Annotated in this window: 12 protein-coding genes, 1 tRNA gene and 2 pseudogenes; 8 read left to right on the top strand and 7 right to left on the bottom strand. The window is 52.1% G+C overall.

The window, feature by feature from the left end; all coding sequences use genetic code 11:
• Positions 1 to 45 precede the first annotated feature (45 nt).
• Positions 46 to 102, bottom strand: a pseudogene (locus tag O3S68_RS24190) (hypothetical protein); the annotation flags it as partial.
• A 266-nt stretch (positions 103 to 368) separates the two neighbouring features.
• On the opposite strand from O3S68_RS24190, the gene O3S68_RS01055 reads away from it, so the two are divergent.
• Positions 369 to 737, top strand: coding sequence for a hypothetical protein (locus tag O3S68_RS01055; RefSeq protein ID WP_269231692.1), 369 nt, complete (start codon positions 369 to 371; stop codon positions 735 to 737).
• 211 nt (positions 738 to 948) lie between these two features.
• Positions 949 to 1,020 (top strand): membrane protein YpdK, encoded by a 72-nt coding sequence (gene ypdK, locus O3S68_RS01050; protein WP_099458783.1) that lies wholly within the window; start codon positions 949 to 951, stop codon positions 1,018 to 1,020.
• 74 nt (positions 1,021 to 1,094) lie between these two features.
• Here the strand turns inward: ypdK and alaC are convergent, their stop codons facing one another.
• On the bottom strand, positions 1,095 to 2,336 hold the full coding sequence (gene alaC, locus O3S68_RS01045; protein ID WP_045513945.1) for an alanine transaminase: 1,242 nt from the start codon (positions 2,334 to 2,336) through the stop codon (positions 1,095 to 1,097).
• A 390-nt stretch (positions 2,337 to 2,726) separates the two neighbouring features.
• On the opposite strand from alaC, the gene O3S68_RS01040 reads away from it, so the two are divergent.
• Both O3S68_RS01040 and O3S68_RS01035 read left to right on the top strand, forming a co-directional pair.
• Positions 2,727 to 4,412, top strand: a complete 1,686-nt coding sequence (locus O3S68_RS01040; RefSeq protein WP_071925212.1) for a sensor histidine kinase — start codon at positions 2,727 to 2,729, stop codon at positions 4,410 to 4,412.
• Between the two features lie 12 nt (positions 4,413 to 4,424).
• Positions 4,425 to 5,153, top strand: a complete 729-nt coding sequence (locus O3S68_RS01035) for a LytR/AlgR family response regulator transcription factor (protein ID WP_020454597.1) — start codon at positions 4,425 to 4,427, stop codon at positions 5,151 to 5,153.
• On the opposite strand, the gene glk is transcribed toward O3S68_RS01035, so the two are convergent.
• A complete protein-coding gene (glk, locus tag O3S68_RS01030; protein ID WP_020454598.1) occupies positions 5,150 to 6,115 on the bottom strand; it encodes a glucokinase in 966 nt (321 codons plus the stop codon). The two genes, O3S68_RS01035 and glk, sit on opposite strands and share 4 nt — an antisense overlap.
• A 179-nt stretch (positions 6,116 to 6,294) precedes the next feature.
• Here glk and O3S68_RS01025 point away from each other — a divergent pair, with 179 nt between their 5' ends.
• The gene (locus tag O3S68_RS01025; protein ID WP_097407730.1) at positions 6,295 to 7,530 is read left to right on the top strand and encodes an ion channel protein; all 1,236 of its coding nucleotides are present in this window, start codon (positions 6,295 to 6,297) and stop codon (positions 7,528 to 7,530) included.
• Here the strand turns inward: O3S68_RS01025 and O3S68_RS01020 are convergent, their stop codons facing one another.
• Positions 7,531 to 9,189: an alpha-keto acid decarboxylase family protein gene (locus O3S68_RS01020; RefSeq protein WP_269230620.1), complete on the bottom strand. Its 1,659-nt coding sequence runs from the start codon at positions 9,187 to 9,189 to the stop codon at positions 7,531 to 7,533.
• 172 nt (positions 9,190 to 9,361) lie between these two features.
• Here O3S68_RS01020 and mgrA point away from each other — a divergent pair, with 172 nt between their 5' ends.
• On the top strand, positions 9,362 to 10,360 hold the full coding sequence (mgrA, locus tag O3S68_RS01015) for an L-glyceraldehyde 3-phosphate reductase (RefSeq protein ID WP_020454601.1): 999 nt from the start codon (positions 9,362 to 9,364) through the stop codon (positions 10,358 to 10,360).
• A gap of 123 nt (positions 10,361 to 10,483) precedes the next feature.
• Complete coding sequence (gene ypeC, locus O3S68_RS01010; protein ID WP_017458671.1) at positions 10,484 to 10,804, top strand: DUF2502 domain-containing protein YpeC; 321 nt, start codon at positions 10,484 to 10,486, stop codon at positions 10,802 to 10,804.
• A 41-nt stretch (positions 10,805 to 10,845) separates the two neighbouring features.
• Here ypeC and O3S68_RS01005 read toward each other — a convergent pair whose 3' ends face one another.
• Entirely contained in the window at positions 10,846 to 12,084 is a 1,239-nt protein-coding gene (locus tag O3S68_RS01005; protein ID WP_044489435.1) for an Nramp family divalent metal transporter, read from the bottom strand.
• A 353-nt stretch (positions 12,085 to 12,437) separates the two neighbouring features.
• On the opposite strand from O3S68_RS01005, the gene O3S68_RS01000 reads away from it, so the two are divergent.
• Positions 12,438 to 13,625, top strand: coding sequence for a NupC/NupG family nucleoside CNT transporter (locus tag O3S68_RS01000; protein WP_020454603.1), 1,188 nt, complete (start codon positions 12,438 to 12,440; stop codon positions 13,623 to 13,625).
• Between the two features lie 39 nt (positions 13,626 to 13,664).
• Here O3S68_RS01000 and O3S68_RS00995 read toward each other — a convergent pair.
• Positions 13,665 to 15,860: pseudogene (locus O3S68_RS00995) on the bottom strand (EAL domain-containing protein).
• Between the two features lie 208 nt (positions 15,861 to 16,068).
• Positions 16,069 to 16,144, bottom strand: a tRNA-Ala gene (locus tag O3S68_RS00990).
• Positions 16,145 to 16,149: the final 5 nt, after the last annotated feature.

Below are 16,149 nucleotides of genomic sequence, written 5' to 3'. Positions count from 1 at the left end.
ACCGCCATACCCCACCAGTACGTTCGGTTTTTCGGCAGTATCGGGATCAAGGTTATTGCGCAATGGCGCTTCGGCGAGCCAGCTTTTCGTATTCGGCTCCATGCCTTTAGAGGTCTGCTGGCGATTGAGGGTGTGCGGCATCGGTGTTCTCTCCTGAGGACATGTCCTGATGTGTAAACATATATACTTGCCTATACAATTACGCGCAAGGCAGGATTTAACAGAAAAGATACAATTTTATTATAGTGCGCCAGCAATCACGCTTTTACTGACGCAAATGATCTGAAGCCGAAATGCCCCTGTAAACGGTAACGGCTGCCCAGGAAAAGCAGGCTGGCGGGGAGGACAGTATGTAAGATTGACCATCCATGACCGCGAATAAGCAGGCAGGGATCGTGCTCGTTGCGGTGCAACAGGCGGCACTCATCAGCCGGGAAGCTCTCGGCTTTGATAATATGCCAGGGTTCTTCACAAGTTTCCCCAGCGCCCTCTTCCCTCAACGTTTTTTTCGCCGCAGGGTTATTTTTCCCCTCTCACTCACTTTTTTATGCATCTCATCGCAGAAACACGGTGGCGCATTTTTCCGATCGAATTGCAGATGCTGTGACCCGCTTCAAAAAATTAGCCTTATTATTCAAGCGGAAATGAACCGTTTCAGCAGGCCATTTTTATCGTCGCTCAATAGCAATTTATTTAGCAGTGAAAGTATTGTGTCGCCAAAGCCCGACACATTGTAAGTTACTAAAATTAAATAGAAAAAAGGCTCTTGTAAGGCCTAAAAATTAAGCGTACATTAGCCCCGTTTGGTGAGGAATTCACCCGAAATTCTGAGATGGAGCTGTGGCCGAAATAGAGATAATTCTCATTTTCGATGTGGCGTAGTTTCACCTCTCTATACTCAGTCCTGAATGGTCATGAATGCATACTTAGGTGTGCGGAGCGATGAACGTGAAATATTTCTTTATGGGCATTTCGGTGATGGTTATTGTGTGGGCCGGCACATTCGCCCTGATGATCTAACCTGAGCATATCGTGCTGTACAAAAAAGGAGCCAAAAGGCTCCTTTTTTGTTTTGCCAGCCGGGCAAGGAACAGTTACGGTTCCAGATCTTCCGCCGCACTTTTTTGCGCTGCCGGAAGCAGCCCGTCGGCGCGGAACATGGCCTTAATACCGCGTACCGCCTGGCGGATACGATCGCGGTTCTCAATCAGCGCGAAACGCACATGCGTATCGCCATAGTCACCAAAGCCGATACCCGGAGAGACACACACTTTCGCCTCCTGCAGCAGCTTTTTGGCAAACTCCAGCGAGCCCATCGCCGCATACGGTTCCGGAATTTTCGCCCACACGTACATTGACGCTTTCGGCATTTCTACCATCCAGCCCGCTTCATGCAACCCTTTAACCAGTACATCGCGGCGGCGTTTATACTGAGCGGCAATATCGCGCACACACTGCTGATCCCCTTCCAGCGCAGCAATCGCAGCCACCTGGAGCGGCGTAAAGGTGCCGTAATCATGATAACTTTTGATCCGCGCCAGTGCGTTGACCAGCACCGGATTACCGACCATAAAGCCGATACGCCAGCCCGCCATATTGTAACTTTTCGACAACGTGAAGAACTCAACGGCGACATCGCGCGCGCCCGGCACCTGCATGATTGACGGCGCTTTCCAGCCATCGTACACAATGTCGGCATAGGCCAGATCGTGAACCACCAGCACATCGTAGCGTTTTGCCAGCGCGACCACTTTTTCAAAGAACTCCAGTTCAACGCACTGCGCCGTCGGGTTAGACGGAAAGCCTAAAATCATCATTTTCGGCTTCGGGTAACTTTCGCGGATCGCGCGCTCCAGCTCATTGAAGAAGTCGACACCTTCCACCAGCGGAACAGAACGTACCTGCGCTCCCGCAATCACCGCACCGTAAATATGAATCGGGTAACTCGGGTTCGGCACCAGCACAGTATCACCGTGATCCAGCGTCGCCAGCATCAGATGCGCCAGCCCCTCTTTCGAGCCGATGGTAACAATCGCTTCGGTTTCCGGATCGATATCCACTTGATAACGATCCTGATACCAGCGGGAAATCGCCCGGCGCAGACGTGGAATGCCGCGTGACGTGGAGTAACCGTGCGTATCCGGGCGTTGCGCGACAGTACAGAGTTTCTCAACGATATGTGGTGGCGTCGCGCCATCCGGGTTGCCCATACTGAAATCAATAATGTCTTCGCCGCGGCGTCGCGCAGCCATTTTCAGTTCAGCGGTGATATTAAAAACATACGGGGGGAGACGATCGATGCGCGTAAAACGGCGTTCAGGACTGAAGTCAGCCATAGATTCCTCGGAGTAACGTTAGCGCCCGGACCGTCCGAGCGACGTCGCCGCATTTGCGGCGTACTCAGAACATAGCCCGAAAAAAATCTCGCTGTCGAGAGGTAAGCGCAAAAATAACGCAACGCCATAAAAGGGGAAGTTTAATTTAGGAAAAGGAAAGCAAGATTATCCTCTTATAGAAAAATCCATCATATATTTTAACAATAAAATAAAGATAAAATTACCTTAAAAATTCACCTGTTAGCGCACCTACGCATCATTTCTTTCGGATCTTTTCAATCCCCTTTTGGAAAAGTGGTCTTTCCTCATTCAGCGAATGAATACTGCGGCTGGTCATCTGGGCCGCGGTTTTTTATCATAGCTTTTTGACGCTATTCATATGAGTCCCCCGTGCACGAAATATTCGACATGCTGCTGGCCGTCTTTGACCGAGCGGCGCTCATGCTGATCTGCCTGTTTTTCTTGATCCGCATCCGCTTGTTCCGCGAACTGCTGCATAAAACGGCGCACTCGCCAAAAGAGCTGCTGGGCGTGACGGCCATCTTCTCGATGTTTGCCCTGTTCAGTACCTGGTCCGGCGTGCCGGTGGAAGGTTCGCTGGTTAACGTGCGTATTATCGCGGTGATGTCCGGCGGGATTTTGTTCGGCCCGTGGGTCGGCATTATCACCGGCGTGATTGCCGGGGTGCACCGCTATCTGATTGATATTGGCGGCGTGACGGCGATCCCCTGCTTTATCACCAGCATTATTGCCGGCGTGATGTCCGGGATGATTAACCGCAAAGTGCCCAAAGCGCAGCACTGGCGCGTGGGCATCATCGGCGGCATGATTTGCGAAAGCCTGACCATGACGCTGGTGGTGCTGTGGGCACCGACTACCGCGCTTGGCCTCGATATTGTGTCCAAAATTGGGGTGCCGATGATCCTCGGCAGCGTCTGCATCGGCTTTATTGTGCTGCTGGTGCAAAGCGTGGAAGGGGAAAAAGAGGCGATTGCCGGTCGTCAGGCGAAGCTGGCGCTGGATATTGCCAATAAAACACTGCCGCTGTTCCGCAATGTGAATAGCGAGTCCCTGCGCAAAGTGTGTGACATTATTCGCCGGGATATCAAAGCCGATGCGGTGGCTATCACCAATACCGATCACGTGCTGGCTTACGTTGGCGTGGGGGAAAATAATTACCGCGACAGCGACGATATTATCAGCCCAACCACTCGCCAGGCGATGAACACCGGCGAAATTATCATTAAAAACAATGATGAAGCCCACCGCACGCCGGAGATCCACTCGATGCTGGTGATCCCGCTGCGTGAACAGGGCATCGTGACCGGCACGCTGAAGATCTATTATTGCCATGCGCACCAGATCACCTCCTCATTACAGGATATGGCCGTCGGCTTATCACAGATTATCTCAACACAACTGGAAGTTTCCCGCGCCGAACAGCTGCGGGAGATGGCGAACAAAGCGGAGCTGCGCGCTTTGCAAAGTAAGATCAACCCGCATTTCCTGTTTAATGCCTTGAATGCTATCTCCTCGTCGATTCGCCTGAATCCGGACACCGCCCGGCAGCTCATTTTCAATTTGTCGCGTTACCTGCGCTATAACATTGAATTAAAAGATGATGAGCTCATTGATATCAAAAAAGAGCTCTATCAAATCAAAGACTATATCGCCATTGAGCAGGCCCGTTTTGGCGACAAGTTGACGGTGATTTATGACATCGATGAAGAGGTCAGTTGTGTGATCCCGAGCCTGCTGATCCAGCCATTGGTTGAAAATGCGATTGTGCATGGCATTCAACCGTGTAAAGGCAAAGGCGTGGTCACCATCAGTGTGGAAGAGTGTGGCAACCGCGTGCGTATCGCGGTGCGCGATACGGGCAACGGTATCGATCCGCAGATGATTGCCCGCGTTGAAGCCGATGAGATGCCCGGCAACAAAATTGGCCTGCTGAACGTGCATCAGCGCGTGAAGCTGCTGTACGGCGAAGGGCTGCATATCCGCCGTTTGACGCCGGGCACGGAGATCGCGTTTTTTGTGCAGCGCCAACCGTCTCCCGCTGCATTGTTGCCTTAACAGGAGAGCTGTATGAAAGTCATCATTGTTGAAGATGAGATCCTGGCGCAACAGGAGCTGAGCTGGCTTATAAAAGCGCATAGCCAGATGGAAATTGTCGGCACTTTCGACGATGGTCTCGACGTGCTGAAATATTTACAGCACAACAAAGTCGACGCCATTTTTCTCGATATTAATATCCCCTCTCTGGATGGCGTATTGCTGGCACAGAATATCAGTCAGTTTGCCCATAAGCCGTTTATCGTCTTTATCACTGCCTGGAAAGAGCATGCGGTGGAGGCTTTTGAACTGGAAGCGTTCGACTACATTCTGAAACCGTACCAGGAGTCGCGCATCATCAGCATGCTGCAAAAACTGGAAACAGCCTGGCAGCAACAATCTGGCCCGGTTGCCAGCCCGCAGCCACGGGAAAACGCAACCATTAATCTGGTGAAAGACGAGCGAATTATCGTCACCAGTATTCACGATATCTATTATGCGGAAGCACATGAGAAGATGACGTTCGTCTATACGAAGCGGGAATCTTACGTGATGCCGATGAACATCACTGAGTTTTGCAGCAAACTGCCGGCGGCGCACTTCTTTCGCTGCCACCGCTCTTACTGCGTGAACCTGGATAAAATCCGTGAGATCGAACCCTGGTTTAACAATACCTATATTTTGCGGCTGCGGGACCTGGAGTTTCAGGTGCCCGTCAGCCGCAGCAAAGTTAAAGAGTTTCGTCAGTTAATGAATCTTTAAAGCACGTAACCCAGCGTCTGGCGCAGATGAGCGCCAGAGCCCAACAGCCCCGGGTTATCATGCACGATCAGAAATACCGGGATATCCTGGACGTAGGATTTAAAGCGCCCTTTGTCCTCGAAACCACCGCGAAAACCGGAAGCGGTAAAGAAATCGAGGAAGCGCGGCACAATACCACCGGCAATGTAAACGCCGCCGAAAGTGCCGAGATTGAGCGCCAGGTTGCCGCCAAAACGCCCCATAATGACGCAAAACAGTGACAACGCGCGACGGCAGTCAATGCAGCTGTCTTCCAGCGCGCGTTCAGTCACATCTTTCGGTTGCAGATTTTCCGGCAAGCGACCGTCTGATTTGACGATCGCGCGGTAGAGGTTAACGAGACCGGGACCGGAGAGCACGCGTTCAGCGGAAACGTGACCGATTTCCGCACGTAACTCTTCGAGGATAATCCCCTCTTCTTCGCTGTTTGGCGCGAAATCGACATGGCCGCCTTCGCCCGGCAGACTCACCCAGCGTTTATCCACATGCACCAGATGCGAAACGCCAAGCCCGGTGCCTGCGCCGTAAACAGCTATCGGTTTTCCTTCAACCGGCGCGGAACCACCAAACTGAATCAAGTGTTCCGCTTTGAGCATCGGGATCGCCATTGATACGGCGGTGAAATCGTTAATGATTTCCAGATGAGCGAAACCGAGGTTTTTCTTCATTTCGGCAATCGAAAACGCCCAGGTGTGGTTGGTCATTGCCACCCAGTCACCGGTGATCGGGCAGGCGATGGCAATACAGCCGTCTTCCACCGTGACGTCGTGCTCTTTCAGATAAACACGCACCACGTCTTCCAGGCTTGGATAATCGAGGCCGGAGTAGGTTTTGGCCCGGGAGATGTCACCGCTATCGACATCACACAACGCTAAGCGCGCGTTCGTGCCACCCACGTCTCCCACTAAAGCATACTTTGTCATTCTTTTACGGCTCCGCTAAAGTCAGAATAAATCTTTGGCACACTGTAAATTCAAGGCGCTGTAACAACAACGACCATATCATGAGTGCCCCAGGATTATCGATCTTCGTCACAGATTACCTTAAAGGTTTCAGCCCGGTTGCATCCAGAGTGACCAGGCTTCGTTGCAAGGATAAAAAGATGCTCCATCCGCGTGCGAGAACGCTGCTGTTACTGGCGCTGCCTGCGCTCACTATTGGTGTCGCGTCGGGTCTGATATTAGCGCTGGTGATGAAAATCGCCGCCCTGCTGCAAACCGTGTTGTGGAGCGGCATACCGTGGCGGCTCGGCATCTCACCTGATTCCCCCTGGTGGATACTGATTGTTTTGACACTCACCGGCGTTGCTGTAGGCCTGGTTATCCGTTTCAGCACCGGTCATGGCGGGCCGGATCCGGCGACGGTGCCGCTGATTGGTTCGCCGGTTGCGGTCAACGCGCTGCCGGGGCTGACGCTGGCAATGATCCTCGGTCTGGCGGGCGGCGTAAGTCTTGGCCCGGAACAACCGGTGATGGTGCTGAATATCGCCCTTGCCGTTGCACTTGGCGCGCGCATTTTCCCGCGCGTTGCGCCGCTGGACTGGACAATCCTTGCCTCCGCCGGCACGCTCGGCGCACTGTTTGGCACGCCTGTGGCGGCGGCGCTTATCTTCTCGCAAACCCTGAAAGCCAGTGAAGACGTGCCGCTGTGGGATCGCCTGTTCGCCCCGTTGATGGCTGCCGCAGCTGGCGCGCTAACCACCAGCCTCTTTTCGCCACCGCATTTCACGCTGCCCATTCCCCATTATACGCAGATGCATATCGTTGATATTTTTAGCGGTGCGGTCGTGACGCTGTTCGCCATCGCGCTGGGAATGGTGGCAGTCTGGTGTTTACCGCGTCTGCATCACTTAATGCATCGCCTGAACAACCCGGTGATGACGTTGGGGATTGGCGGCTTCCTGATTGGCCTTCTGGGCATGGCTGGCGGCCACGTTACCTTATTTAAGGGGCTGGATGAGATGCAGCAGCTTGCATTTGCCCATACCTATACCGTTACCGATTACCTGTTGTTTGCCCTGGTGAAGCTCGCCGCGCTGGTGATCGCTGCCGCCTGCGGTTTTCGCGGTGGGCGTATTTTTCCGGCGGTGTTTGTCGGCGTGGCATTAGGCTTAATGCTGCATGAACATGTCGACGCCGTTCCGGCTGCGGTCACCGTTTCCTGTGCCGTATTAGGGCTGGTATTGGTTGTAACGCGCGACGGCTGGCTGAGCCTGTTCCTGGCGGCCGTTGTCGTGCCGGATACCACCTTGCTACCGTTGCTGTGTATCGTGATCCTGCCCGCCTGGTTAGTGCTGGCCGGAAAACCGATGATGATTGTCCCCCGGCGCAGTAAGTAACTACTCACCGTTACGCGTTTCCAGCGCATGGGTGACATCACGCAGCAGATCCGGCAAATCGGCTTGCGGCAACATCACTTCAATCAGCGCAAGCCGGTGGTGATGTGAAGCGGCTTCCAGTGCTTCCGCCAGTTGCACCGTTTCGCTAACACGCCAGCATTCGGCCTGGCAGTCATGGCTGAGCGCATGCGGAATATGTGTCCAGTTCCAGCGTGCAATATCGTTATAACGCTGATGCGCACCGTGGATCGCCCGCTCCACCGTGTAACCATCATTATTGAGCAATAAAATGTTCGGCCGTTGCCCGTCACGCAGCATGGACCCCAGCTCCTGTATGGTGAGCTGCGCTGCACCGTCGCCGCTAAGCAAAATGACCCGCCGCTGCGGGCAGGCGGTTTGTGCGCCGAACGCGGCGGGTAGACAATAACCTATCGATCCCCACAGCGGCTGCGTCAGCATTTCAACCCCGGCTGGCAGACGCAGAGACGCCGCGCCAAAAGCTGCGGTTCCCTGATCGGCCAGTAAAATATCACCGGGGCGAATAAAAGCCTGCAGTGTTTGCCAGAATGTATGCTGATTTAAAATGCCGGAGTGATGCGGCGAATTGGCGGAGGGCGCGGGAACAGGCTCAAGCACGCAGCGTGGGTTATTGCGACAAACCGAAATCAGGATATTTACCGCCTCCTGCATCGTAATCCCGCTGAACCACTCTTCTCCTACCCGCGCCGCAAAGGGCTGGATATCAATCGTGCGCTCCACAGGTAACTGCTGGGTAAACCCGGCGGTGATGGTGTCCGTAAAACGCACGCCGACACACATTACCGCATCGGCACTTTCGATCGCCTCCCGCACCTGCGGCGGGCTGGCGGCACCGCTGTACGTGCCGACAAACCCAGGCTGCGTTTCATCAAACAAACCTTTGCCCATTAACAACGTGGCGTGCGGGACGGGTGCATCCTTCATCCAGCACTGCAACATTTTCTGTACACCAAAGCGGTGAGCGAGAAAATCCGCCAGCAGCGCAACTCGCGGGCTTTCGCTGAGCATCGCCTGTACACGTCGGCGAAAGCTGTCCAGACGCCCTTCATTAGGCTGAAGCGATGCGGGAGTGATAACGTTTACAGGCGGCGTTGCCGCCTTTTTTGCCACATCGGCAGGCAACATCAGGTAACCGGGGCGAGATTCACTGAGCATCGTGCGGATCACACGGTCAATTTCATAGCAGGCGTTTTCTGCCGTTAACACCGCCTGCGCAGCGCTGATAGGTTCATACATGCGCCAGAAATGGCTGAAATCGCCGTCACCCAGCGTGTGGTGCAAAAGTTCACCGCGTTGCTGTACGCTGCGACAGGGTGCCCCCACGATCTGCAACACCGGCACATATTCCGCAAAGCTGCCCGCAACACCGTTAATCGCACTTAACTCCCCCACGCCAAAGGTGGTTAGCAGCACGCCCGCTCCCTGACAACGCCCGTAACCATCAGCAGCATAAGCGGCATTCAGTTCATTAGCACAGCCCACCCAATGCACCGCCGGATGCTGGATAACGTGATCAAGAAACTGCAGATTGTAGTCGCCCGGTACGCCGAAAAGATGATGAATACCGCAGCCAGCAAGCCTGTCCAGTAGGTAGTCGGCAACTGAATAATCGTTTTGCATTGCGCTACGTCTCCAAATACTGACACTTACCTGAGTATTGGAGAACTGTGATGAGAGTCCAGGATACGCGTCAGAGAGAAAGTGGAAAGCAAGCTTTACGGCACCTGGCGGTGTAAGCTCAGTGAATGTAAACGCATACACTAACGCTACGCTGATAAAAAGGAGTAACTGCATGGTTTATCTGGCCGATCCCGCACGCTATGAAAAGATGCACTACCATCGCTGCGGCGAGAGCGGGTTAAAGCTGCCGGCAATTTCGCTTGGGTTGTGGCACAACTTCGGTGATACCACTTTGCTGGAAAATAGCCGCCAGTTGTTGCGGCATGCCTTTGATCTGGGTATTACCCATTTTGATCTGGCCAATAACTACGGGCCGCCGCCGGGCTCCGCAGAGCGCAATTTCGGCCGGATTTTGCAGGAGGATTTCCTGCCCTATCGTGATGAACTGATTATCTCAAGTAAAGCCGGTTATACCATGTGGGACGGGCCTTACGGCGACTGGGGGTCACGTAAGTATCTGATTGCCAGTCTTGACCAGAGCCTGCGCCGCATGGGGCTGGAGTATGTTGATATCTTCTACCACCATCGCCCGGATCCCGAGACGCCGCTGCAAGAAACCATGCGCGCACTGGATCATATTGTGCGCCAGGGTAAAGCCCTGTACGTCGGGCTTTCCAACTACCCGGCAGCGCAGGCGCGCGAAGCTATCGATATCCTTAATGATCTCGGAACACCGTGTCTTATCCATCAGCCGAAATACTCACTGTTTGAACGCTGGGTCGAAGCCGAATTGCTCGATGTATTGCAGGAAAAAGGCGTCGGCAGTATTGCGTTCTCACCGCTGGCTGGCGGGCAACTAACCGACCGTTATCTGCACGGCATTCCCCCCGATTCCCGCGCCGCCAGCGGCAGCCGTTTTCTCAACCCGGAGCAGATTACCGATGAAAAGCTCGCGACCGTTCGTGCGCTGAATGCAGTGGCGGAACGGCGCGGACAGAAGTTATCTCAGATGGCGCTGGCCTGGGTGCTGCGTAACGATCGCGTCACTTCGGTGCTGATTGGTGCCAGTAAAACCAGCCAGCTTGACGATGCGGTCGGCATGCTGGCAAACCGCCACTTCACCACGACTGAAAGCGATGAGATCGACGCCATTCTCAGTGGCGCAAAATAACCGCAAATTTAGCAAAAAATGCTGCCATTCATGATTTAGGAGTTCCGCCAATAATACGGGGTTTAGCCGCCCCGTAATATTGTTGTAACAGGCCGTTTCGGCCCGATCGTGAAGGAGAAGAGTATGTTCAGGTCACTGATTCTGGCAGCTGTGTTAATGGCTTCTGCGCCGCTGGTCGCAAATGCTGGCGAAATCACCCTGTTGCCATCTGTGAAATTACAAATTGGCGATCGCGATAATTACGGTAACTACTGGGACGGCGGCCGCTGGCGCGACCGTGACTACTGGGGCCGCAACTATGAGTGGCGCGGCAACCGCTGGTATAAACATGATCGCGGCTGGCATCGCGGCTGGGACAAACAGAACGCGTATGAACGCGGTTACCGTGAAGGCTGGCGCGACCGCGACGATCATCGTGGCCATGGCCGGGGACATCACCACTAATTCAAAAAAAGGAGCGCGAGCGCTCCTTTTTCTCATGCTATTTACAGACCTGCCGCACTGCCGATTAACAGCCAGCCATTCAAACTGACCACCAGCACCACAATCACCCAGCCAACCCGTTTAACCATTGGCGTATTGACTAACTCGCCCATTAATTTGTGGTTACTGGTGAAAATCAGCAGTGGCACCAGCGCCAGCGCGATGCCGAAACTCAGCAGCACCTGGCTCATGACAAGGATCCTCGTCGGATCCAGCCCCAGCCAGATAACAATAAACGACGGCATCATGGTGATGGTGCGCCGCACCCACAGAGGTATATGAAAACGCACAAACCCCTGCATCACCACCTGCCCGGCCAGCGTCCCCACGACCGTTGAAGAAAGCCCCGCCGCTACCAGGCTAAGACCAAAAATGGTCGCTGCGGCATGGCTTAATAACGGCTCAAGCGTCAGGTACGCCTGGTCGAGATCGGCAACACCGGTGTGACCGTTAAAATGGAACGCCGCTGCCGCTGTCGCCATCATCGCCAGATTTACAAATCCGGCGATAGTCATGGCGATACCCACATCCCATTTGGTGGCGGAATAACGCTCGCGCTGAGTGCCCTGGTGCAAATGCTGCGTCAGAGACGAGTGCAGGTAAATAACATGCGGCATAATAGTCGCGCCCAGTACGCCAGCTGCGAGGAACACGGCTTCACTACCCGGCAAACTCGGGATCACAATGCCTTGCGCCAGCTGAGCCAGTTTCGGCTGAGAAAAAACCAGCTCAACAATATAAGCCGCAGCGACAAACAGCAGCAGGCCGCCTATCACTTTCTCCAGCGGTTTTTGCCCCCGCCGCTGTAACATCAAAATCAAGAATGTCGCCACGCCAGTAAGCACCGCACCTTGCAGTAACGAAACACCGAGGATGAGCTTAAACCCGATGGCGGCACCGATAAACTCCGCCAGATCGGTTGCCATGGCGATAATTTCCGCCTGCACCCAGTAGAACCACACTAGCGGGCGCGGATAGTGATCGCGGATCTGCTCTGCGAGGTTCTTCCCGGTGGCAATCCCCAGTTTGGCGGAAAGCAGCTGGATCAACATCGCCATAATATTGGCCCAGACCACCACCCACAGCAGTTGGTAGCCAAAACTGGCGCCCGCCTGAATATTGGTAGCGAAGTTGCCCGGGTCGATATAACCGATAGCAGCAATAAACGCCGGTCCCATTAAGGCAAACCGTAATTTGCGCGCTGCACGCCCATTACTATTCTCAACGCGACTACTGTTCATTTATTGCCCCTAAATATAGCCTTTGCTATGTTTTATGCTACCAAAATGAGAATGATTATCAAGTTCATTTAAATGGGTTTACCTGATTTCTCTGATAGCCAGAAACAATAGAAGGGTTGAATGTCAAGGATGGTGACGGCGACAACAGCATTTGCCGCAGCGTTATGTTAAGAGTCTAGCAGTATGACGCAACTTTTCACGCTTTTACTTAACATAACAGAAATGTATGTTGGATCACTAATTTTGAGTCTGGTCACAGGTCATTAATATAGTGTGTGTTTGATCTCGTTTTCTTTTGTCTTGTTACATAGAATGTGCACGAAATTCCTACCCGTCTCATATTTGGAGCAAATATGTCCCGCGTTTTGCACTTTGTCCTGGCGCTTGCTGTTGTGGCGCTGCTTGCCCTGCTCGTAAGCAGCGATCGCAAGAAGATCCGCATTCGTTTTGTTATTCAACTGCTGGTGATTGAAGTTTTACTGGCCTGGTTCTTCCTGAACTCTGATATTGGCCTCGGCTTCGTTAAAGGCTTCTCCGAGATGTTCGAAAAACTGCTCGGTTTCGCCAACGAAGGTACTAACTTCGTCTTCGGTAAAATGAATGATGAAGGTCTGGCGTTCTTCTTCCTGAAAGTGCTGTGCCCGATTGTTTTCATTTCTGCTCTGATTGGCATTCTGCAACATATTCGTGTGCTGCCGATCATTATCCGCGCCATCGGTACGGTGCTGTCCAAAGTGAACGGTATGGGCAAACTGGAATCGTTTAACGCTGTTAGCTCCCTGATTCTGGGACAGTCTGAAAACTTCATTGCTTACAAAGACATTCTCGGCAAAATGTCCCGCAACCGCATGTACACCATGGCAGCGACCGCCATGTCGACTGTTTCGATGTCCATCGTCGGTGCGTACATGACCATGCTCCAGCCGAAATATGTTGTTGCGGCGCTGGTGCTGAACATGTTCAGTACCTTTATTGTGCTGTCGATTCTCAACCCGTACCGCGTGGATGAGAGCGAAGAAAACCTGCAAATGGCGAAGCTGCACGAAGGTCAGAGCTTCTTTGAAATGCTGGGTGAATACATTCTGGCGGGCTTCAAAGTTGCCATTATTGTTGCGGCAATGCTGATTGGTTTTATCGCCCTGATTTCCGGCCTGAACGCACTGTTCGCCGCCGTGCTGGGCATCTCCTTCCAGGGAATTCTGGGCTACATTTTCTATCCGATTGCCTGGGTGCTGGGCGTACCGGCTCACGAAGCGCTGCAGGTTGCCAGTATCATGGCCACCAAACTGGTTTCGAATGAATTTGTGGCGATGATGGATCTGCAGAAAATCGCAGCTAACCTCTCTCCGCGTTCAGAAGGCATCCTGTCCGTGTTCCTCGTTTCCTTCGCGAACTTCTCGTCTATCGGCATTATCGCCGGTGCGATCAAAGGCCTGAATGAAGAACAAGGTAACGTGGTTTCCCGTTTCGGTCTGAAACTGGTGTACGGCTCCACGCTGGTGAGCGTACTGTCAGCGGCTATCGCCGCGCTGGTTATCTGATTGTCATAGGCTAAAAAAACCGGGGATTTCCCCGGTTTTTTATTCAGCTTTAGCCAGCGGCTGCGGTTTACCCAGCAAATAGCCCTGCAAATAATCGACGCCAGCATTCAGCAATAACTCGCGCTGCGCTTCATTCTCCACATACTCCGCAACAACAGTCAGCGATTTGGCCTTCGCCAGTTCGCATATCGCTTTGACGATCATCGCATCCTGCTTGTCCTGTAAAATATCCCGGATAAAACAGCCATCGATTTTGAGGATATCCGCCTGCAGCCCTTTTAAACGTTCAAAGTTGGCATAGCCAGTGCCAAAGTCATCAATCGCGATTTTGAATCCTGCTTTTCGCAACTGCTTCATATTTTGGATACTCGCTTCTGAATTAGAGAAGGCCTGCTCTTCCGTTATCTCAATAATTACCTGCCGCGGAGAGACGGCATAACGCGCGAAAAGAGCCAGAAATTGTGTAGCAAACTCTTTTTGCATCAGGGTAAGCGGCATTAAATTCACAGAATAACGTGCCGAATCGCCAGGCTCAGGATGCGCCTGCATCCACTGGAGCAGGCACTCTATAACCTGCATATCAAACCGTGCACCAAGGTTGAACTGGGCAATAACGGGAATAAAAACATCTGGCGTAATAAATTCGCCATCAACAACCAACCGTGTAAGGACTTCCTGGTAGCCGCGCCCTTCGGCATTCACAATCGGCTGGCCATAGAGAACAATGCCATTTTCATCCAGCGCACACTTCACCTTGTTTAGCTGTAACACGCGCTCCGTAGTCTGGTCGGTAACCTCTTGCAAGCTGTTTGTAAGAGCCAGAACCTGATGATCCGCACTAGCTTGTTCTGAGAGCCAGCTTAACTGGCCCAACGTGTGGTGCAGTTCTTCGCCCGAGCCCTGTAATTCCCCCCAGGACGCGCCGAACTCAATATCCAGGGCGGTATTGTTCCAGTAAATACGGCGACTGTTCAGGTAATCCAGCATATGTTGTAAGCGCGATAATATTTCCGGCCCATTGAGTATTAACAATAACTCGCTGCCCGGAAGCTGAAAAAAACGTTCACCGTTATGTAACAGAGGCTGAAGTTCATGGGTGATGCTGCGTTTCACATGAACACGCATCATCAGGCCAAAATGGCGGCTGAGGAACTCCAGATTTTTCATATACAGACAGCACACCACACTGTTTGGCTGCTGTTCCATCTGTTGTTCAAGCGCGCGCAAATTGGGCAAACCCGTTAAGGGATCGCTCATCGCCTGCACCTCCCAGCGCGCTTTCAACCACTCGCTACGGTTAAAAACGCGCATCATATAAAGCATGCAGATGGTAAAGCTGATAAAAACGGACATGACAAATGCCAGGGAATAATCGGAACGCACGCCATGCAGGAAATTATCGTTGTATGCCAGTAGCATAAACGCCGCAATATCCCAGCTTAATAACAACAACGTTGTACTTAACTTGCTGATGCCAAAGGTGAAAAGAATAAAAACAATGGGCACTAAATAGCCTGCAATATAATCATTTTTATATGGAATACATAAAATAGTAACAATAACGACCAGCGAAAAAATCCAACCTAATGTAAATACACGATTATTTTTTGAAAAACACGGTTCAATGCTTCTTAACCATAATGCACGGGCAAACCGTGGATTGAGGATCATCCGTAAAAAATAATAGGCACAGGTGGTAAAAATAATCGCAGAGCAAATCAGGCTTTGAATATCGATGATAGAATAAATAACTGATGCAGGGCCAAAATAATTAGACAAACTAAATGGATAGTTAAACCAAACGCCAGCAGTATACATCGAAATTTTTATACCTATGGGGGCAATAACACCTAACCACAGGATACGAGTGCCCATGTCTTTAGCTCTGTTTGTTAGGCTATACCGCCAGCGGGAGCCTAGTTGTCAGCGAACCACACCGCAGAACAGAAACACAAAAAACAACTGACAAAACAAAAGCACTGCTGCCTCGGCAAAAGATAAATGAAAAAAAGCCTCATTTACCAGAGCAAAACCAATAATAACAGGCAGTATTCCGTGCCGTCCGAATAAAAAAATTATTGCCAGCGCTACACTTAACGGCAACCACGCAAGATAAACCTCACTGGCGTCAACAAGAGTAACAGGAGAAATAAAACGGGAAAGAGAGGTAGCTACCAGGCATAAAATTAACGCGAGGAAGAATTTTCTTATCGCACTGTATAGATTATGTTTCATCAGTATTAATGAAATGCTCTGGGCTGGTCAAAAAATGAAGAGCCGAGATAATAGGTTTATTTATTAAGCGAATCAAGTAAGCAGCGGCTCGAATAACCGCCATTACTGACGCCTCACCGGATGTTTGCTTATTAATGTATAGCAGAAAGAATTAACACAGCGCGGAATAAAACGAAAAACCCCCGCGTAAACGCGAGGGTTTGAATTTTGGTGGAGCTAAGCGGGATCGAACCGCTGACCTCTTGCATGCCATGCAAGCGCTCTCCCAGCTGAGCTATAGCCCCACAAT

Origin of the sequence: Kosakonia sp. SOY2, assembly GCF_027109175.1 — a bacterium.
Taxonomy (GTDB): Bacteria; Pseudomonadota; Gammaproteobacteria; order Enterobacterales; family Enterobacteriaceae; genus Kosakonia.
The sequence above is the reverse complement of the archived record's forward strand: the minus strand, read 5'-3'. Positions and strand labels throughout refer to the sequence as shown.